The 19,868-nt window shown below is 52.7% G+C and carries 21 protein-coding genes and 1 pseudogene; 3 read left to right on the top strand and 19 right to left on the bottom strand.

Features of this window, described 5'->3' with window-relative positions; genetic code table 11:
- Positions 1 to 24 precede the first annotated feature (24 nt).
- Positions 25 to 1,023: an iron-hydroxamate ABC transporter substrate-binding protein gene (locus MKZ15_RS09560; RefSeq protein WP_339821539.1), complete on the top strand. Its 999-nt coding sequence runs from the start codon at positions 25 to 27 to the stop codon at positions 1,021 to 1,023.
- A 73-nt stretch (positions 1,024 to 1,096) separates the two neighbouring features.
- Here the strand turns inward: MKZ15_RS09560 and MKZ15_RS09555 are convergent, their stop codons facing one another.
- From MKZ15_RS09555 to MKZ15_RS09530, 6 genes are all read right to left on the bottom strand, one after another.
- Positions 1,097 to 3,895, bottom strand: a complete 2,799-nt coding sequence (locus MKZ15_RS09555) for a glycoside hydrolase family 3 C-terminal domain-containing protein (RefSeq protein WP_339821536.1) — start codon at positions 3,893 to 3,895, stop codon at positions 1,097 to 1,099.
- 128 nt (positions 3,896 to 4,023) lie between these two features.
- The gene (locus MKZ15_RS09550) at positions 4,024 to 4,338 is read right to left on the bottom strand and encodes a hypothetical protein (protein WP_193415151.1); all 315 of its coding nucleotides are present in this window, start codon (positions 4,336 to 4,338) and stop codon (positions 4,024 to 4,026) included.
- 37 nt (positions 4,339 to 4,375) lie between these two features.
- The gene (locus MKZ15_RS09545) at positions 4,376 to 5,002 is read right to left on the bottom strand and encodes an NUDIX hydrolase (RefSeq protein WP_193415386.1); all 627 of its coding nucleotides are present in this window, start codon (positions 5,000 to 5,002) and stop codon (positions 4,376 to 4,378) included.
- Positions 5,003 to 5,031: 29 nt separating this feature from the next.
- Positions 5,032 to 5,823: a lipid II flippase Amj family protein gene (locus tag MKZ15_RS09540; RefSeq protein ID WP_155605227.1), complete on the bottom strand. Its 792-nt coding sequence runs from the start codon at positions 5,821 to 5,823 to the stop codon at positions 5,032 to 5,034.
- A gap of 45 nt (positions 5,824 to 5,868) precedes the next feature.
- Positions 5,869 to 6,372 (bottom strand): GNAT family N-acetyltransferase, encoded by a 504-nt coding sequence (locus tag MKZ15_RS09535; protein ID WP_339821532.1) that lies wholly within the window; start codon positions 6,370 to 6,372, stop codon positions 5,869 to 5,871.
- A 146-nt stretch (positions 6,373 to 6,518) separates the two neighbouring features.
- Entirely contained in the window at positions 6,519 to 7,139 is a 621-nt protein-coding gene (locus tag MKZ15_RS09530; protein WP_155605225.1) for a class I SAM-dependent methyltransferase, read from the bottom strand.
- A 160-nt stretch (positions 7,140 to 7,299) separates the two neighbouring features.
- Here MKZ15_RS09530 and MKZ15_RS09525 point away from each other — a divergent pair, with 160 nt between their 5' ends.
- The gene (locus tag MKZ15_RS09525) at positions 7,300 to 8,010 is read left to right on the top strand and encodes a hypothetical protein (RefSeq protein WP_339821528.1); all 711 of its coding nucleotides are present in this window, start codon (positions 7,300 to 7,302) and stop codon (positions 8,008 to 8,010) included.
- 158 nt (positions 8,011 to 8,168) lie between these two features.
- On the opposite strand, the gene MKZ15_RS09520 is transcribed toward MKZ15_RS09525, so the two are convergent.
- The 5 genes and pseudogenes from MKZ15_RS09520 to MKZ15_RS09500 form a co-directional block, all read right to left on the bottom strand.
- Entirely contained in the window at positions 8,169 to 8,690 is a 522-nt protein-coding gene (locus MKZ15_RS09520; protein WP_339821525.1) for an HXXEE domain-containing protein, read from the bottom strand.
- A gap of 68 nt (positions 8,691 to 8,758) precedes the next feature.
- Positions 8,759 to 9,496, bottom strand: a complete 738-nt coding sequence (locus MKZ15_RS09515; protein WP_155605222.1) for a sulfite exporter TauE/SafE family protein — start codon at positions 9,494 to 9,496, stop codon at positions 8,759 to 8,761.
- A 123-nt stretch (positions 9,497 to 9,619) separates the two neighbouring features.
- On the bottom strand, positions 9,620 to 11,623 hold the full coding sequence (locus tag MKZ15_RS09510) for a S9 family peptidase (protein ID WP_339821520.1): 2,004 nt from the start codon (positions 11,621 to 11,623) through the stop codon (positions 9,620 to 9,622).
- Between the two features lie 156 nt (positions 11,624 to 11,779).
- On the bottom strand, positions 11,780 to 13,246 hold the full coding sequence (locus tag MKZ15_RS09505) for an amino acid permease (RefSeq protein ID WP_213621775.1): 1,467 nt from the start codon (positions 13,244 to 13,246) through the stop codon (positions 11,780 to 11,782).
- An 88-nt stretch (positions 13,247 to 13,334) separates the two neighbouring features.
- Positions 13,335 to 14,242 (bottom strand): annotated as a pseudogene (locus MKZ15_RS09500) (LysR family transcriptional regulator).
- Between the two features lie 115 nt (positions 14,243 to 14,357).
- Here MKZ15_RS09500 and MKZ15_RS09495 point away from each other — a divergent pair.
- On the top strand, positions 14,358 to 15,638 hold the full coding sequence (locus MKZ15_RS09495; RefSeq protein WP_213621777.1) for an amino acid permease: 1,281 nt from the start codon (positions 14,358 to 14,360) through the stop codon (positions 15,636 to 15,638).
- 56 nt (positions 15,639 to 15,694) lie between these two features.
- On the opposite strand, the gene MKZ15_RS09490 is transcribed toward MKZ15_RS09495, so the two are convergent.
- The 8 genes from MKZ15_RS09490 to MKZ15_RS09455 form a co-directional block, all read right to left on the bottom strand.
- On the bottom strand, positions 15,695 to 16,117 hold the full coding sequence (locus MKZ15_RS09490; protein ID WP_339821515.1) for an NUDIX hydrolase: 423 nt from the start codon (positions 16,115 to 16,117) through the stop codon (positions 15,695 to 15,697).
- A 2-nt stretch (positions 16,118 to 16,119) separates the two neighbouring features.
- Positions 16,120 to 16,515: a zinc ribbon domain-containing protein gene (locus MKZ15_RS09485; protein ID WP_193415140.1), complete on the bottom strand. Its 396-nt coding sequence runs from the start codon at positions 16,513 to 16,515 to the stop codon at positions 16,120 to 16,122.
- A 26-nt stretch (positions 16,516 to 16,541) separates the two neighbouring features.
- Positions 16,542 to 17,042 carry a GNAT family protein gene (locus tag MKZ15_RS09480; protein ID WP_339821511.1) on the bottom strand — a complete coding sequence of 167 codons (501 nt, stop codon included), beginning with the start codon at positions 17,040 to 17,042 and terminating at the stop codon, positions 16,542 to 16,544.
- A complete protein-coding gene (locus tag MKZ15_RS09475) occupies positions 17,039 to 17,539 on the bottom strand; it encodes a GNAT family N-acetyltransferase (RefSeq protein WP_339821508.1) in 501 nt (166 codons plus the stop codon). The genes MKZ15_RS09480 and MKZ15_RS09475 overlap by 4 nt, the downstream gene beginning before the upstream one ends.
- A complete protein-coding gene (locus tag MKZ15_RS09470; protein ID WP_213621780.1) occupies positions 17,532 to 18,041 on the bottom strand; it encodes a cupin domain-containing protein in 510 nt (169 codons plus the stop codon). Before MKZ15_RS09470 ends, MKZ15_RS09475 begins: the two co-directional genes overlap by 8 nt.
- 117 nt (positions 18,042 to 18,158) lie before the next feature.
- A complete protein-coding gene (locus MKZ15_RS09465; RefSeq protein WP_339821502.1) occupies positions 18,159 to 18,662 on the bottom strand; it encodes a GNAT family N-acetyltransferase in 504 nt (167 codons plus the stop codon).
- A 94-nt stretch (positions 18,663 to 18,756) separates the two neighbouring features.
- Positions 18,757 to 19,464: a YjjG family noncanonical pyrimidine nucleotidase gene (locus MKZ15_RS09460; protein ID WP_339821499.1), complete on the bottom strand. Its 708-nt coding sequence runs from the start codon at positions 19,462 to 19,464 to the stop codon at positions 18,757 to 18,759.
- Between the two features lie 43 nt (positions 19,465 to 19,507).
- Complete coding sequence (locus MKZ15_RS09455; RefSeq protein ID WP_339821496.1) at positions 19,508 to 19,858, bottom strand: VOC family protein; 351 nt, start codon at positions 19,856 to 19,858, stop codon at positions 19,508 to 19,510.
- Positions 19,859 to 19,868 lie beyond the last annotated feature (10 nt).

The following is a 19,868-nucleotide window of genomic DNA, read 5'->3' as shown; positions in this document are numbered from 1 at the left end:
AATCAGTGACAAGGAGAATCACGTATGAAGAAGCTGTTTATCCCTTTTATTTTGGCCTTCGCCGTCCTGGCTGGAGCCTGCGGTAACGAATCGGCAAGGCAGGATTCTGCGGCCAATACCCAGAGTAATGCGGCGGCGTCAAATACCCAGGCCGAGAACGCCGCAGGTGGCACGAACGGAAACGACTCCGCGGCAACGGATTCGGCTTCCGATACGGTTACATATCCATCGGAGAACGGTCCCATCGAAATTCCCGCCAATCCGAAACGGATCGTAGCATTGACGAACGCTCCGAACATTGTGGCGTTGGGTGGCTCGCTGGTCGGTGTGGACACCTGGACGATGAAAAACCCGCTCTTCACCGACAAATTAAAAGACATCGCTGTCGTATCGGAAGAGAATCCGGAGCAAATCTTCGCCTTGGAACCCGACCTCATCATTGCCGGGTCGCATATGAAAAATCTCGATAAACTAAGCGAAATTGCGCCGACGATCATTTATACCTGGGGTAAGCTGGACTATTTGGCGCAGCAGGTGGAAATCGGGAAAGTGCTGAACAAGGAAGCGGAAGCTAAAGCCTGGGTCGAGGATTTCACGACCCGTGCCAAAGCAGCAGGCGAAGAGATCAAAGCCAAGATCGGCAAGGACGCCACCGTCTCCGTTTTCGAATATGACACGAAGAACTTCTATGTATTCGGGAACAATTGGGCCCGCGGTACGGAGTTGTTATATCAAATGATGGAACTTAACATGCCGGAAAAAGCGAAGAAGGATGCCTTGGGCCCCGGCTACTACACATTATCGAATGAAATCCTGCCTGAATATGCCGGAGATTACATCGTGCTGAGCCAGAACAAAGAAGCCCAAAACGAGTTTTTGCAATCCAATACGTGGAAGAACATTCCGGCCGTCAAAAACGGCCATGTCATCGAGATCGACACCGCCGCTTCGACATACAGCGATCCGGTCACGCTGGAGTATTTGTTGAAGATCTTTAAGGACGGATTCCTCTCTCTGCCTTAATGCCTCACGCTAAATAAATCAAAAGGGATGAGCCCTTGCTTCCGAACGGAAGGGCTCATCCCTTTTTCATTTATTAAATGAACTCGATCCAGCCGATTTCCAGACCCGGCTTGATATAATCAAACTTCAGCTCGTAATCGCCTTCTGTAAGCTCGATGCGGAGCTGCTTCTGAGTGACCCATTTTCCAAAGGTGCCATTCGTCTGCACGGTGGTCAATAGCTCGCCATTCAACAGAAGATTGCAGGCGGATTGCGACAGGTTCATGGCTTCGTATCGAATATGCGCTGTCACCGTGTACACCCCGGCTTCCCGCACCTGCACCACCACGGTCTGTGCACTGGCCAGAACTTTGGCGCTTTCCGAGCGGGACAACGAATAGACTTCTGTGCCTTCCCCGACAACGAACTTACCGTCTTGTACAGCCTGGATTGAGCGGACCTCGTCAGCCGATTTCGGTTCACGGGCAAATACCGGCGCATTCATCAAAAACCGGCAAATATTCATGGCGCACCGCTGCAATTCGCCGACCGTCAACGATCCATTAGCCAGAGCTTCTAGCGTATTATCCCCCAGCGAATTGATCTCCGCGCCATTGTTGTTCACGACCATATACAGATCGTTTTGGGCACGTACCATGAAGGATGTATTCTTCGCATCGGCCGGTCCGCCTTCTACGCAGTCGTTCATGACTGCCCACCAGTCCGTCATGACGATGCCCTCGTAACCCCATTCGTTTCGGAGAATGGTCGTGTTGAGATCATAGTTGGAAGCCGCCCAATGACCGTTGACCGGATTATAGGAGGTCATGATCGAAGTCGCTTCTCCTTCTTTCACCGTCATTTCGAAGCCTTTCAGGTAGATTTCGCGCAAAGCCCGTTCAGAGACAACCGTGTCCACTTTCGAACGCGCCTGCTCCTGGTTATTGCCGGCAAAATGCTTCACCGTCGCGGACGAGCCGCCTTTCTTAATCCCACGCGTCATGGCCGCCGCGAAACAACCGGTCAAATACGGGTCTTCGGAGAAATATTCGAAATTCCGTCCATTTAATGGGTGCCGATGGATGTTGATTCCCGGGCCCAGCAGGGTGTCGATTTCATTCTGCAGAAGCTCTTGTCCCTCCAGCACGTATAACGATTCTACCAGACCAACATCCCAACTGGAAGCGAGCAACGTGCCGATTGGCAGTTGAGTTGCCTTCAAACCGCTGTCCATGCGAATGCCGGAAGGGCCGTCGGCAGCACTAGCCACCGGGATCCCGTACTCCAGCAGATTGTCCCCTACCCCGCCAAAAGCGGAAGCCGTTCCCGGCGTGACCTTCGGGCTGCTCATGCCTTCGCCGCGCACGATTGTGGCCAGATCCGCGTCGCTCAGTTGAGCGACGAATTCCTCTAGGCTGGAATTACCGGCTTGAACGTCCTTCAGCATGATGCCACGATGGCCTGTTTGCGGATACGCTTCCGGTAATCTGCTTTCGATGCGTTCTCTGAGCGAAATCGTTCGCTGCGGGACTTCCTCGCGCACGATTTCATACGTGCCGTTCGCCTTGCGGGTCCCCGGCTTCATCCGGGAAAAACGTTCAACCGGAGCCGCCGCTTCCTCCAGCCGTTCAACAACGGCCAGTTCAGCAAGATGGAACGCCGCTTTCCCGCTCACGGCAACCCGTTCCGTGTTTCGGATGCTATTGCCGACATAAAGCTCGTAATCGCCGGCTTCCATTACATAACAGGATTTATTCCCCGTAAAGCCGCCGTCGTCATAGGAAGCCATCCGCCGCACCGGTAATTGCAGCGTCAGCACCTCGGATTCGCTAGGCTGGAGCAACTTGGTTTTCGCAAAAGCTCCGAGCGCCCGGGCCGGTTTGCCCAATTGACCTTGCGGCGCTTCATAGTACAGCTGAATAACTTCTTTTCCGGCAAAATCCGCTCCGGTATTCGTCACCGCAACTTTAACTTCAAGCCGGGCATCGATGCCAGCTCCTTCGAGCTTCACCCCTTGCACGCTCCAGGTGAAGGATGTGTAGGAGAGTCCATAACCGAAAGGAAATAGGACCTTATCCGGACAGAATGTTTCAAAATAACGGTAACCTACATAAATATCTTCCTCATAGAAGTTCCGCACTTCACTGCCAAAGTTGGCTGTGGACGGGTAATCCTCGATGTGATAAGCGACCGTATCCGGCAGCTTGCCGCTTGGCGTGACATCTCCCGACAGCAGGTCGGCCACCGCATGACCGCCGATCATTCCGCCTTGCCATACGAACATGACCGCATGGATTCGGCCTTGGTGTACCGGATCGTTAATCCAGCTCATGTCGATGACATTAGCAACGTTCATGAGTACCGCGACCTGTTCAAAATGCTGGGTGACCGTTTCGAGATTCAGCCGTTCCTGCTCGGTTAAGCGATAGCTTCCCTCGGTATCGGCATTATCCTTATCCTCGCCGGCCGTCCGGCCGATGACGACCACCGCCTTGTTCGTCACCTTCTTAGCCTCCGCTACGATTTCGTCCGTCAGCGGCATTTCCTGCTGGCACCAAGGCTCGGCAGCCCAACCGCCGCCGCCGTTATCAAACGGGTTCTCGGCAATCCATTGCTCATATTGCCCGGCCAGCTGCTCATTGACCTGAATGCGTGGATTGGCCCGGAGCCCGTCCAAAATGCTGACGACATAAGGAACGTTCACGGCGCCGCCAGACCCCGTGCCGCTTCGGTAGTAATCGATTTGACTTCTTCCGAAAACGGATACAATTTCATTTTCACGAATCGGAAGCATAGCGTTTTCATTTTTCAACAAAACGCCGCCTTCGGCTGCCGCGATTCGGCTGTACTCGGCGAAACCTTCCAAAGGAACGCCCAACATCGATTTGCTCATTATCTCTGCTCTCTCCTATCCGTTAGTAGATCCCGTTACGGGATGCCTCATAAGTAGTAGACCTAGCTATAACTATACCAAAACCAACGTGAAGTTGGATAGAATAACCTGCTTCCTGCAAGGGGAATTCATGCGAAGATATTGGCGTAGATGATGATCCCTATAAACGGCACCACCCAAAGCAAAGGGAGCAGATTCCACCATACCGCTTGTTTGTATTTGCCTTTAGCGAAGAAGGTCCATCCCAAAATCAAGCCTAGCAGTAGCCCCCCGGGATAAGCCTGGAGGTAGGCAAACAACCCTCTGATCCCTGGATTCACATCGCCGGAATCTCGAAACAAATACGCAGAAATGCCCAGCACGACAAGCCACGAGATAGAAAACATCAAATACACGAGCTGCGACAGGATCAAGAAAATCAAAGTTTTGCGTTTGGATAACATAAGGATGACCTGCCTTCCTTCATCGGGTTAAGTGTGCCTAGTCAAGCCATACTTCAGTTTCGTGACGAAGGTCGAATAAACGTTCAATCTGTTTCGAGGTGTTTCTCCCCGTGGACAATGGCGGTAATTCGTCCCGGCCGAAGAATCCGACCTCCAGCGTCTCCATCCCGGCTTCCGCTTGCCCTCCGGCGATCTCGCACAAAATGAACAATTTGTAGATATGGTAAGCTTCGGGAGGATGCTCGTGGAATTTCTTGTCCAACACGGCAAGCAATCGCACGGGGACAACAGTAAGACCGGCTTCTTCCTTCACTTCCTTGACAACGACTTCTTTCGGCGAAAGACCGATGTCCGCCCAACCGCCGGGAAGCGCCCAAGCCCCGTCAATTCGTTCTCTGACGAGCAAAATCCGGTCTTCTTGGAATACCGCGCCGCGAACGTCAACTTTTGGGGTGGCATACCCGCTTTCTCCGGCAAACAGGGACTTAATTTTCTCCGTCTCAACCTCCGTGTAACGGGCCAGAATGTCCACGCTGAGCTCGCGAAGCATTTCAAAACGCTCAAGGTCGTACATATCTTTAGAATAGGCCAACCCGGCCTGACTAATCGACTGGATTTGCTTCGCCCATTCCAGCCATAACCGCCGTGGAATCGAGTCCGACATCGTATCGCAACCTTTCGTGTAGAAATGCTCTAGATCCATTGAACCGCTACCGAGATCAAATAGGCTGCTGGCAGAATGATTGCTTGTGCCGCAAGCGTCCCCAGAAATCTGGCACCCATCAATAAAATATAGATCTTCCCGAGTTGTTGCCGGGATTCTTCCTGATGTAGCGCCCGTTCCGTAATCAGCCCGAGCTTTGGATCGATAAAGATCGTCAGCAGGATGGTAGCGACGCCGTTAATGATGCCGGACGCTTGTGAGGCCGTCGTGGCCAGTTCCGGCACCAGATAAGCAGCGTATAAAGAAGCCAACACGCCAACCGTATAGAAAGCGGTCACCGCGATATTCAGCAATATAAAGCGCTTCGGAACTCCCATGAGGCGAAAGGAACGAAGACGCAGGCTGGGCTTGCGAAAATAATGCCGGACGTTTTTGAGCTGCGGGATCGATACGCTCGTGACCAGCTTGGGCAGCGATCCTGCCACCTCCAGCTTGGCGATCACGCGTTCAAAGAGATTTACACAGGTAGGAAATAGAAGCATCGCCAGCAGCGTTCCGGCAGAACCGGCCAACAGGATGATCCGCAGCGTGTCCATCACCTGAAAATCGGGATACTTCCTGGCGTGATCGATAAATGTGGCCGTCATCGGTGCCTGAAGCATATTCGCTGTTCTAGATACAAGCACGACGATCCCGGTCAGAGACAACGCAACAACGATTTTGTTCAATTTCACACCGGCATAACGGATTGAATACGATAGGGTCTCTGCTGCATGAATAATCATCGTTAGGATACATACAATGGCCAGATTGGTGGTCAATTTATTCCCATCTCCACTTAACTTCCCTTAGATTCATGGCCTTGCCTAAATGCGTTTCACGTATTTGGCCATCATCGTTCGATAATCGAACAATACTTCTTCCTTCTCTTCGGTATACACGAACCCGTTCGATTTATAAAAAAGCGTACCGATGCCGTTCTCGCGTTCACACCAGGCATAAAATTCCTTAATCAAGGGGTTCTGGCGAATCAGCTCGTTCAGCAATTGCTTGCCGATGCGCTTACGCTGATGCTCTTTTAATATATATAGTCGAGTCAGTTCGCTAACTCCCTCATCCGGCTCCGACAATTGGCCGAAACCAACGATTTCCCCTTCCCATTCCGAAACCAAAAACTTGCGCGACGATTGCGCCTCATCCAACGTAATGCTTTGTTCCAGGCTGCTCTTGGCATAGGCATGGGTCAAATACGTCGCAATGAAATGCTCCGGATAAATCGTTTCGTACGTGCTGTTCCAGGTTTCCACGGCCACCTCGCGAATGCCGTCGATATCGTTCAGACTTGCCGGACGGATCAGCAGTGAATCCATCAACTTCAATCCTTTCTCTGTCTAAAATAACTGAACCCAGCCTTGGATATGGGCGATCTCCAGCCGGGTCGTATGTTCAAAAGTGATATAAAGGACATTTTACAAATCTATGATACACTGTTCGCAACGGGGAATGCTACCCCTAATCATGAAATCGCTTTCTTTCTAACAATGTAATCAACGAACCCTTGTCTGATGCGTTCTCCTTCATAAATTCTTTCAAGCACCCTGTCCTCTTTATACAAAATCTCCATATCGCTCAGGAGAGCATCTGGCTCCCCCGGCTCGTAATAGGAATGAATCACCGGTTGGTCATCATCAAATTGCTCGTGTTCATGATTCCCCACGTCGGGACCTTGCCCGCATCGGAAGTCATTTGTCGTCAGAAAATTAACGAACATCAGCCCGCCCGGCATTAAGACGCGCTTTAACTCCACAAGCGATTGTAGGACCTCTTGTTTACGCATATGAAATATCGAATTGTACGAGTACACAAACCCCATCGATTGATCTGGAAAGTCTAATTTGCGCATATCCCCTTCACGGATGTTCAAGGATTGGTCTTTTTGCCGGCCATACGCATTAGCTCGGTGGCATTGCTCCGGATCCGCATCGATGCCATAGGTAGTAAAGCCGTAAGCGCTAAACAGGCTCAAGGGAGGCATGTCCCCGCCAGCCCCGCAATCGAGAATCCGTCTTGGAAGGTTCGTTTCCATACAATAGGCCAGAAAACGGTACAACGGTACTTGCTTGAATATTTCTTGCAAGATCCTCACACTCCAATAGGTATGTATTTTCGTTCACAAACATTATATTAGAGAACTGGTGATAGATATAGGAAAAACCTTATTCTGAGGTTAACACTGGGATGAAAAACACGTGCTAAGCTTGTCATGGGATCAAATGAGATAAGAGGAGGCAATCAACATGCTGGACAACAGTGCCAACTGGCGGGAGTTGGCCTTTCATCATATCCCGCGCATGCTCATCGATGAACATGAGCCGTTCCGTCCCATCCGGGTCGGCGTGACGGTGCTTACGGAAACCGGGCCATCCCCTTCGTTCAAACGAATGCTGGAGGTTGATCACAAGCGCGTTGGCGCCGTGATCGAATATGCGGTCTATTGGGACTACGATATTACGCATCTCTACGATCTGGAACATATGTGGATCTTCCTGTCGCCGCAAGGGGCTGTCGTCGATTGCGAGGCCAGCTTCCACGGGACGTACTTGAAAGGCATCGCCCCCAGTAAAACGAACGTCGGATCTGATGGAAGCATCAGCTTATATTGTCAGCCGGGAAAACACGCCTACTCCCCGCTTCGTGAGCTGTTCGATCTACTGCCGAACTTGCATCTGGCAACCGGCGAGCATGCGGGAAAACACGGCGTACTGGAGCCCGACATGCTACGCGGTACGTATAAGACACTACCCGATGCCGATGAACTCGCGGCCAAGCATCTCCGCAGCTTCCGGTTTGACATCGCCGGCACTTATATGCCGTTCGATTGGACGCCCGACATGCTGGTAACCTGGGAGGAACTGAAGCGAGAAATCCCGGCCCGCATGAAAGATTTGCTGAACCAGCTGCGCGAACAAAGGCCGACCAGTGCCTTGAGCCAAGAATCGATCTTATAGCCATTTCAAAAGCCTTCCAGCGGCATCAGTGCGCGACCGGAAGGCTTTTATTTTTCTCTGATTTAGGGATAAGTCAGCAGTAAGGGTTAAAGAACGTAATGGCGGGTTTGTGATTTAAGACCTACAGATAGTCCCAAAATTCACAGCGTCGTTGTCCGCTAAGACTTCACCCAACGTTTGCCCAGCTCATGGCCGACCATCACCAGCGGTACGACGAGCAACCCAACCGGAACGCTGAGCAGAATCTCGCCCCAGGTTACCAGGTTATCCGAAAGCAGACGGTCAAACAAAACCAACGAATAAGGAAGTACAATCAGAACGGCGGTGACGACGCCCGGCGTGTACATTTTCAAATAGAGCGACTGGGCCACATGAGTAAACACATGCAAGAAGAACAATGAGTTAATGGATAAGAAGATAAAGAACCTTCCTTGCTCCGCCGCCATCAGCGTAAACGGAACAAAGACGATAAATTCCAGCAGAACGGCCACGGCGAATTGGCTGCTGTTGATGGTAAGTATCTGCGTTAACGAACGCCTCATACGAGCCGGGACCGCAGCCACCGCCTTCTGACGATTTCGCTTCGCCCATGGCCCGACCCAGATCATCTCCTCCATGTCATGGATGACAAACGCTACGAGAAACAGCCAGACCAGAGATGAAATACTTAAGTCGTCCATCTACTCCCCCCCTCTCGAACAGATCCAATCACAACAACCTCAGTCTTCCCCTCATTCTCCACATCGGCTTACCCTGTCACAACGCCAATGATCGTCCACACGCCGGAAACCATGATCAGCCATAGGGCAACTCGTTTAAACCGCTGCTCATCCAGCTTCTTCAGCGCACGAATGCCGACGAACACGCCGATCAGCATGCTCGGGACGAACCAGCCTGTGTAGTGAAGTGTCTCTCGAGTCAACAATCCCCCGTACAGGTAGGTCAAGATCGTCACGATGTTAAGGAAGATCCCGTATACCGAAATATTGGCACGAAACGTCTCCTTGCCCACTCCCTGGTTGGATAGAAACAAAGCGACCGGCGGACCGCTCATCGAGATGCTTCCATTCAGCAGCCCGCTCAATGCGCCGATCGGCAGGTACGCCAGCTTGTCCCGCTTGACCGGAAACGATTTGCCCACCAGTTGAAGCGCAGCCACAAGGATAATGAGGGTGCCAGTAGCCAGCTTTAGGACATCCCCGCTTAAAAAGAGCAAAAGATAGGTCCCCAGCGGAGCAGCCAACAAGCTAGAGAGGATCAGGAGCCAGATCTTACGAATATCGGCGTGTTTGTAGCAGCCAGCGAATACAATCACATTCGTGCATAGGCTCAACATGACGATGATCGGAACCGTTTCCTGCAACGAAATGATCTGACCTAGGATCGGCGTCGCGATCAGCGCAAAACCAAAACTGGTTAGTCCCTGTGTGAATCCGGCTGCCAAAATAACGATGATACCAAGCAAGATAAGGACGGACGACTCCATGAGAACGGGCTCCTTCTGGGGTGATTTTCCTGTAGATATACTCCGTCTACTTTACCACCATCGGCCGGTTCCTTCTATGCCCAATCTCTCGAACCGGCCGAAGAGCCGAAGGAGGAATTCTAGCTACATCGTCGGTTGTAAATAGAGATGAAACCACGCCGAAATTTCCTTCAGTCGGCGAATCCGGTGCACCGGTTTTCCCGAACGGGACAACTCGTGGTTTTCGCCTTTGAACAGACATAACCGCGACGCCACGCCATGCATTTTCAAAGCGGTAAACATCTGCAGTGCCTCCACCTGCCAGCAGCGGAAATCTTCGTCGGAATGAAGAAACAGGGTCGGGGTTTGCACGCGGTCCGCATACTTTAGCGGGGACTGCTCCCACATGTGCTCCGCCCCGTCCCACGGCGTAGAAGCGGTTTGATCTACAGCGAAATAGTAGCCGATATCGGTGGTACAGCACATTGAAATCCAATTGGAGATGGACCGCTGAGAGACGGCGGCGGCAAAACGCTCGGTATGCCCAATGATCCAGTTCGTCATAAACCCGCCGTAGCTTCCCCCGGTGACGCCCAGCCGCTGCGAGTCGATCGCGGGATAAGCTGCCAAGGCCCGATCCGTGAATTCCATCAAATCCTCATAATCGATCGTGCCATAGCGCCCCCGGATATCAGCAAAATCGTCCCCGCGTCCGTCTCCTCCTCGCGGATTGCTGTATAACACAAAATAACCATCATTGGCCCACAGCTGCATTTCATGGAAAAATACCGTTCCGTATACGGTTTTCGGACCGCCGTGAATGTTCAGGATGGCCGGATATGTTCGGCTAGCATCATAATCCTTCGGCAGCAGCACCCAGCCGTCGATCTCCACGTTGTCCTTGTTTACGAAGCTCAGCGGCTGCGGGACCGCAACGTATTTTCCATGCAGGACCTGATCGTTGAAATTTGTAAGTTGAATTTCCTCCCCGGAGGACAGTTCTAGCTGGTAGAGCTCTTGCAGCCGTTGCTCCCGCATCCCAATGAACACAACTGTTTCCCCGCTCTTGGCGAACACATCCATAGAGCCTTCGGCTTGGCTGAGAAACTCGGTATGTCCATCATAGGTGATTTTACACAACCGGGAGCATGCCCGGTCGGTCACAAGACAGTAAATGCCGTCCTTCTCCGCCTTAAACCATCGTCCTTCGCCCAAGCGGCAGTCGCTACCTACCGTGTTGCCCACGGAGAAGTCCGGATCGGCAAACCGGACGATCCGCCCTTCCGGGTCCAAGCGCGAAAACGTCGGGTTTTCGTTGATCGTATATTTTCTGTGCTCCGAAGCGGCGAATACGATATCTTGCCCTAGAAACTCTGCCGAACGGAACTGATAAGTGCCGGCCGGAATCCGTTCGCGCGCTTGGGCTGTGCCAAGATCCAAAGTCCAGAGCGAATCGGTCAGTTCCATTTTGTCAGAATAATCTACCCCTATGTACATGAGCTGCGTTCGAGTATCGTTCACTTTCATCAGGGATACGTCAAAAGACGGAGCGCTTACCGGCGTCAAGCTTCCGTTTGCCGCATCATACAAATAAATTCGATTCCGCTTCTTATTGGTGATTCCCGCGCCGTTTTGCCAAAACGGAATTTCGTCCAAGACCGTGTAATCCTGCTCTTCATCGTAAGCCTTCCGAGCTTTGGCCTTGTCTTCCTCCGTCTGTCCCGTGATTGTCGGATTGGCGTTGTCGTAAGAGGCACGTACCGCCCATCGGCTGTCGTTCAGCGGCAAGATTTCCGTTACTCGCAACGGAAGGGTAAAAGCTTTGAGCGCTTCGCCTCCATCCAGGCGCAAGGTATAGAAATGGGTTTGGGGCTCAAGCGGATGCGGCTCCTTGTCCAGATGCTCCCGGTCTGCCTGAATGAACAGAGTATCGTCATCCAGCCAACGAAACGACCCTACATCTCCCATTCCCGTATACTGACGGGTTTGCCCGTCTCGAACTGACGTGATCCATAAATCGGAGAGATACCCCAGCTTCTCTGGATTGCTGATTTTCACGCCATAGGCGGCGTAACTTTCGTTTGGTGAAAGCTGCACGGCCGACAGGAAACGATACCCGGTAAAATCCTCAAGCTGCAACGCTTCCATTCCTGACCCACTCCTTTTCCGGCATTTTATCCCATTCTACTACGCCGAGATCCGCAACAGAAGAAGAAGTCGCTATGAAATCCATAAAAAAAGACCTTCCCCGATCAAGTTCGGAGTAGGTCTCTAGAAATTGGAGGAAGTCACGCGAGATCAGCATTATTCTTTCGACTCAGATGTGGGGCTTTGCGCTTCGCCATCAGCCTCCCGGATTCCCCTGCCGCCGGTCATCTCCTCCGCCGCTTCCATCAGCGGCGTTGTGACCCGCGTTGGCAGGGTCCGAACAGGTTCACGGGATCTTCTCTGTTTCACCCAGTAGATCCCGGCAAGCAGGGCGACCAAGCTCAAACCGACCACCAGCCCGGCGCCTTGTCCGGAAATAAACGGCATACTCGCGATGATCCCGACCATGCCGATAAGGCCAGCCCAAGACGTGTAAGGATATCCCGGAAGCTGGCAGGCGGCTTCGGGAGAGCAAGGCGTCGTTCGCCGCCAGCGATAGTGCGATGCCAGAATCATAAAATAGGAGAACAGCAGCGAAAACCCGCCGCAGCTGACCAGGAAGAGGTAAACCTGCTGAGGAAGCAGGTAACCCATGGCCAAGCCAAACAGCATGGCGGCTCCAGAGAACAAGATCCCCTTATAGGGGATATCCTGCCGGTCTTTCAGCCAAGCGGGGGCATGACCTTCCGCTGCTAGGGAACGCAGCATCCGGGCAAGGCCAAACGTGGAGGCCAGCATGGTAGACAAAATTGCCGTTATCATCACGATATTGATCAGCATCCCGGCCCACCCCATTCCCCAACGGGTTAAGGCCAATACCAGCGGACTTTGATCCGCAATCATGCCTTGCGTCGGATACAGCATAAGGACCACGGCGATGGCGGCAATATATAACGCCACCAAGCTAATCAAGGTCATGTTGATGGCCCGGGGAATCGTTTTCTTGGGATTCTCAACCTCGGAAGCGGCCAAGCCGATGACCTCAAATCCAGCGTAGGTGAAAATCACAATCAGCATGCTGCCGGCAATTCCCGTGAATCCGCCCGGAAACCATGCAGTTCCCCGCAATTCGCCCACGCCTGCGGCCGGGGTTCCGGGTACCCAGCCTGCGATCAGGGCTAGCCCAATCACGATGAACCCGACGATCGCCAGCAACTTGACTGCGGCAAGACCACTTTCCAGCTTGCTTAGGTAGTTGGCCCCGAGCAAATTAAGCAAAGTGATCCCCACAATGATGATCATACCCATGGCGACCTCCGGGAATCTCGGGAACCACTCCCTCAAAAATGTTGACGCGGCAATCGATTCGCTGGACATCGCCAGAATCAAGCCGATCCAATATACCCAGCCAGTTACAAATCCGGCGCCCCGCCCAAAGCTGCGTTCGGCATACGTGCGAAAAGAGCCCGGCACCGGGTCGGCTGCCGTCATTTCCGAAAGAGCATAGAGGATGACGTAGACCAGCAAACCACCGAGAATATATGAAAACAAGATGCTGGGACCCGCCGCTTTAATCGCTACGCCCGAACCGAGAAAGAACGAGCCTCCGACCACTGTGCCAAGCGCCAGCATCGTTAAATGAAACGTGGAGATTCCTTTTTCCCTTGCCTTGCCGTTACTCACATCGCCCGCCTCCCTATTCGCTTTAGTAACTATAGGGAGTATTGGCGTATTATAACGAAAATATGTTACATAAATGCGATGCAAAGGCCTACAAAGCCGCTTCTTCGCGCCACCGCTCCGCTTGTTCCCGTACCATAGAGACGAATTGCTCCAAAGCCGGAGATCTCCATTTCTTGCGGTGTAAGGCTAACTGGGTTGCAACCCGCTGAGATTCGTCGTTCCAGTTCAGCCTCACCAGCTTGCCTTCCGTAAGTTCGCTGCGCACGGTGATCAGGGGCAAGAAGGACAAGCCTAAGCCGGTTATCACGCACTGTTTGATCGCTTCAACGCTCCAGAACTCTAAGTTCGGATCGGGGAAAACGCCATGACTGTTCAAATAGTGCTCAAACAAGGTACGATAGGAACAGCCGCTTTCGGTGTGCAGGATCGTTTGATCCTTCAACTGGGCCGGAACGACTTCCGGCTCCTGGCTTAAGGGATGGTCAGCCGGAGCGACCAGTGCCATCGGCTCATGAACAAGCGTTTCAATGTGCAGTCCCGATCCTCCACCTCCGGCTGTAGTAGAAAAGCCACATCCAGTTCCCCTGAACGAACCAGATCCCTTAATTCCCAGCACTGTCCGGGCTTCAGCACGATCTGCACTTGAGGATAACGCTGCCTGTAATGACGGATGACCTCCGGCAAACGAAACGCGGCCAGCGATTCCGGTGCACCGATCTTTAGGGATCCGGCCATATCCGCTTCCGGACGCAGGGCGTTTTTGGCCATCTCGTGGATCTTGGAGATCTCTTGGGCGAAGGGGAGCAATCGTCGACCCGCATCGGTTAAGACGATCCTTCTGCCGATCCGGTCGAACAGCGGCAACCCGATTTCTGCCTCCAATGCCTGAATTTGTGCCGTAACGCTGGACTGCGCATAATCGAGCTGCTGCGCGGCCCGAGTAAAGCTGCCAGCCTCGACCACAACCAGAAACGTAAATAAATGACGGGACTCCATTAGTTCACCTACTTCCATCGGAAATTCGAATGGATAAAATTCGATAATTCTGTTTTTCCTATGGATCTATTATCTGATACGCTAGAAAAAAACACAATGAAAGCAGGAAACCTCCATGAAAGAAACAAGCACCAAACTCCAAAAAGGGATTGGCCTGCCGCAGGCTATCGCATTATACATCGGCGCCGTGCTGGGCTCCGGCGTCTTGATCGTACCCGGACTGGCGGCGGAGACGGCCGGCCCGGCTTCCTTGCTCGCGTGGGGATTCATGACTTTGCTTATTTTGCCGATGGCGTTGTCGATGGGACTGCTTTCAGCTAAATATCCAAATGCCGGCGGGGTATCTCACTTCGTAACCTTAGCTTATGGGAAGAAAACCGGAACGCTCGTCGGCTGGTTTTTCCTGATGTCAGTGCCGATCGGTGGACCTGTGGCCGCTTTGACCGGTGCCGGGTACTTATCCGCGGCGCTGGGCTGGGGAGAAGGTGCCAAGCTGACGGTTGCCGCAGTGATGTTGGCCGTCGGCCTGCTGACGAACTGGGTCGGCATGCAGCTCGCCGGCAAAATCCAGATTGCCGTAGTTATTGCCATCGCCTCCGTGTTAATCTTCGCTTTCGGGGCGGCATTACCGCGAATGGAAAGCGTTCATTTTACCCCGTTTATGCCGCATGGCTGGCTCAGCGTCGGCCAGGCCGCTTCCATGCTGTTCTGGTGCTTCATCGGCTGGGAGGCGGTATCGCACATGTCCGAGGAGTTTAAGGATCCGCAAAAGGCGGCAATCAAAGGGGTGACCGCCGCCGCAATTATCGTAGGGACTTTATACTTTTTGTCGGCATTAGCCACGGTTGGCACGCAAAGCTACCTGAAGGGCGGCTCAGAGTCTTCCATGGTCTGGATTATCAGTCAGCCGCTGGGTTCATGGGGCGGTATCGTCGCCGGGGTTACGGGGCTGTTCATTTGCATGGCCGCGATCATCGCCTATACCGGAGCTGCCGCTCGGGTCGCATACGCCATGGCTCGCGAAGGCAGTGCCCCGAAATGGTGGAAGGGGTTGTCTCCACGGTTTCATACCCCCACCGGCTCGCTCTTATTCCTCATGTTCTGCTTTGCGGCAGTGATGATGCTTTACGGAACCGGGACGGTATCCCTAAGTACGCTGATCCAGTTTCCGAACGCGACCTTTATTCTGACGTACATGGGCGGCTGCGCCGCGGGGATTCGGCTTCTGAAAGGCAGCCGCACCGGAGTTGTCCTTAGCTGGATTTCTTTCGCCGCCACGGCCGTCGTGTTTCCGTTCACCGGCTGGGCCATGCTGTACCCGCTGCTAATCACCCTGTTGTTTCTCGCGATCCAGTTACGCATCAGTCGGCGGAAGGCGGCTTCACTGGAATCCTAAACCAATATCGGAAAAGGCCTGCCGAGAGTTCGGCAGGCCTTTTTGATGTTCAAATCTCAGATACGGCCTTCGTCAAAATACGTGACCTCCACACCCTTCGTCACGATAGAACTAATTCCTTCGGGATAATAGGGCATCCGTTCATCGGCATGCTGCACATCCACCCACTCGATAGCCAGAATTTCGTCCGGCCGGGTAATCTCCAGGTCACCGCTGACGATTTCCGCCCGGAATGTCAGTAATACCACATGTTCATCTTTGTCCGTATGTACGAATTCGTTCACGGCCACGATCCCGAACACCTTAACATCCAGTCCCGTCTCCTCCTTGCCTTCGCGAATCGCCGCCATCTGCAGCGTCTCTCCAAGCTCTACCGTGCCTCCCGGCAACGTCCAGGCTTCATTTTCATTCTGCACCATGAGCACTTTAGTTCTAGTCTCATCGGTAATCAATAGATACACGACATCCGTTCGTTTCATCGTTAACCTCCAAACAATAAATCCAGAATGGTCGAGAATTTGCCAGACGGGTGTCCTCGAAGTACGTCCGGGTCATAGATTTCCACATGACCGCAATGCAGGCAGGAGACAAAGAGGTAATGGTTGTGCTGGATGTCCATCAGTTGACTCAGTCCGGTGCCGGTCATCGCCACCTCTTTCACCGTTGCCTCCCGGTTCCCACACTTGCCACATTTGAACCGGCGCTGCAGCACTTCTTCCAAATTGAAGTAATCCATGACCCGAGGGGGTTCGGTGGGATCGCCAGGTTCCGGGCCGGGCAATCCCTCCAGATGCTCCGGAAGCACCTCATGTCTGCATTCGGGACAAACGTCTTGGACCAAAACGACCCGCTCTCCGCACCAAGGACATTGAATCATGGCCTCCGCCTCCTTAGAGATCAAGCTTAGAAAATTTTCCCCATATAGTACTCGTCGACGTACATCCCATCCATCCGAATGGAATTTCGTTTAACCCCTTCGATTTCAAAACCCATTTTCTTATAAAGCGCAGCGGCCCGTTCATTCGGTACCATCACCGTTAATTCGAACTTGGTGAGCTCGCTCTCTTCGCGCCACTTTTCGGCCGCATGAAACAGCGAAGTCCCCAAGCCACTTCCTGTATAAGCTTCAATAATACCTATGACGATGTGACCGATGTGTTTCGTTTTGTTCGCATTCCCGCCGAAGATAGCCAGATAACCAACGAGCTCGCCTATCTCCTCCGCTACTAGGATCGTGGAGCGTCCATCCGCCAGAATCGCTTGAATCCGATCCCGCTGAAGCTCTACTGTCGTGGTTCGTTCTCCTGGTTCATAAAGCATAAATTTCGTTTCCTGATCCAATCGCAGACAAAGGCGCAAGAAGCACTCGGCGTCGTCCTCTCGAATCTCTCTAATTAGAGTCATCCCGTTCTCTCCATCTTGAAATGATAGATATGTTGCAATCCCACCGGACCTAATCGCGTTAAACCGCGGTCTTCAAACCCGACTTGGAGGTATAGCCGCTGGGCGGTAAGATTCCGTGCGTTTACGGCAAGCACGATTTCATCGACTTCGGGGAAATGTTCCCTTACGAAAGCGGGAAGCTGCAGCATTGCCGCTTTGGCATACCCTTTACCCTGTTGCCGGAAGTCAACCGATAAGGCCCGTAAGAGGATGGCCCGCGGGTTATCGACCAACAAATCCGAACCCCCATTCAGGTGCAACACGAAGAATCCGACCGTCTCCCCTTCCGCCGATTGGATGACCACCGGATATCGGTTTGGATCCTGGGCAGCCACTTCCAAAGCCTCGCCAGGCAGCGCAGTAAATTCGACTTGCTCGGAGAGGAGCTCAAACCCTTGAAGCGTTTCAAAATCCTCCTCCTTAGCATAAAAGCGAAGTTGCGATGGACTGTTATTCATTCTCTATCCCGCGCTCCTTGGCCGCCCATTTATCTGCAACCTGATCCTCGCCCTTGAAATAGTCCACTTGGTCAGCGCTATCGTAAATTTCCTGATAAGGCAAAATATTAATTTTCCCCGAGTCCGGATATTCGCAGACATCCAGCCCCACATTCGTGCGAATATCCAGATACTTGCACGGCTTTTCCGTATGATTAAGCAGCTGGTGTGCTCCTGAAGGGCCCGTCTCGAAGAAGACGACATCCCCGGTTTGTAATTCCTGTTTCCCTTCCGGCGTACGGAGCAACGCGCTTCCCTCCAGAATAACGAAGAGTTCCTCGGCATTGCGGTGAAAATGATACGGATAAGAGTATTTCCCCGGATCCAACGAGCGGATATCGAACGTCAAGTGTTTGGAGCCGGACAGCTCCGCCAAGCGTTCGCTGGTGTGCCAAGCAAACTCCGGAATCGGTGATTGCTTCAGATGGTACGTAACGCGGTCCGCGTGATAAAGATGTGCCATACCTCTCCCCCTAGATAAAAAAATGCCCGGCCGCCGATCATCTTTTCCTGGGGCCGGGTCATGCGTTGGTCTCTCCATTATACCTAATTTCGGACCGTTCGGATGGTTCTTGTTCTCTTATAACGAAAAGGTTTGGGCCAGAACCTCGTGGAAACCAGGCAGCCCCTCGATTTCCACGCTTTCGATCGACTCGACGAATGTGATTCCGTGCTGCCGGTAAATCTTCTTCCAGAAAGCAACGGCAATGGCGTTATTCTGCAACTGTTCCACCCGAATGCGGCCCGACAAGCGCCGCAGGATTTCGGATACGGCCTTCTCTGCCGTTTTCTGCCCGCGATATTTATGTAGAATAAACATCTCCTGTACCGTAAAATCGATCTCTTCAGGTACAAAAGGCGGTGCGCAAACCAGTAGGAAACCAGCCACCTTCCCCGAACAATAAATAAAATAAGGATGCAGTTCCTCCCGCTCCAAATAGAGGTACGTGTTCGCTAGGTCGAATCTCCCGTCATCACCCGGTTCCTCGCCGGTGAAAGCCGACAAATCATGCAAATACAAATTAAACAAATTAAAGAACAGCGCCTTCTGAGACGGTAAAATGGTTGCGATTCGAACGTCCATGTAGAGCCCTCCTTGGTTTCGCGAGTTACCGTCCTCTTTGGTCACGGAGATAAATATCCAGAGCTTCAATGCCCCGGCGGGCAAGAGCTACCCGTCAGTGGTCGACTCCGGCCAGCATTATGAGTTCCGCCAGGCTGCGAATCTCGTAAGTCGGCTTCAGGCCCAGCGTATTCGGGCGATGGAACGGGTTAAACCAGCAGGTGTCGATGCCGTAGTTTTGGCCGCCCCTCATGTCAGAAGTCAGCGAATCTCCAACGATCAACACTCGGCTTTTGTCCGCCTGCCGAAGCCCCAGTTGCTCAAAAGCATAATCGAAAATACCCGGATGCGGCTTCTGATATCCCGTATCCTCGGACACAATGATTGCCTCAAACATCCCCGACAATTCCGAACCGGCGATCCGGTTTGTCTGCACCTTCTTAATCCCGTTGGTGATGATGGCCAGGTGAACACCGGCTTCGTTCAAACCACGACAGATGTCGTAAGCGCCGTCGATTAGATATATACCTTCTCCGAGCAACTCCAGATAACGCTCGCTGATCTCTGCCACCTCGAAACGGGGAGTCAGACCCAGCTCCTGCACCAGCCGAGCAAACCGCTCCGTCCGAAGCGCAGCTTGCGTAACAAGCCCTTGTTCAAGGTCGCGCCATAGCTTCTGATTAATCGCTTGATAGGCTTCCATCACCTCATCGGTGCAAGCAATGTCTGCCTCCGTAAGCGTCCGGGTTAAGGCATGGCTCTCCGCCTTCGGATAATCGTATAACGTATCGTCCGCGTCGAATAAAATATGCGTATAAGTCAATGGAGCTCCTCCTGTTGCGTTCTAAGTTATCGTAAAGCATCGCCTAGCACTGGCAGACCATCAGCAGATTTCCGTCGGGATCCTTGAAATTAAACCAATGATTATGCTCGATCCCCGTAACCAATTCCACGTTCCGCTCCTTCATATAAGCGTAAGCTTCCGTAATGTCATGGGTGTTGAAATGAAACGCAGGAACGCGAAACGTCTTGTCTTTGGCATAGATTTTGCTGTCCAGCACCAAGCCAGCTCCCTGCATCGGCAGCACGTATAAATGGCCGTGCAGAACTTCTCCGTCGACCGGCAGCCCTAGTAAGCCGCAATACCAGTCCCGGGCCTGTTCAATGTCGCTGACCGGAAGAAACACCGCCCCGATTTGATTGCTGATCGGATTCAAATAAACCTCT

It is taken from the genome of Paenibacillus sp. FSL R7-0216 (genome assembly GCF_037969915.1).
Taxonomy (GTDB): domain Bacteria; phylum Bacillota; class Bacilli; order Paenibacillales; family Paenibacillaceae; genus Fontibacillus; species Fontibacillus rhizolycopersici.
This window is presented reverse-complemented; position numbering and strand designations above follow the sequence as displayed.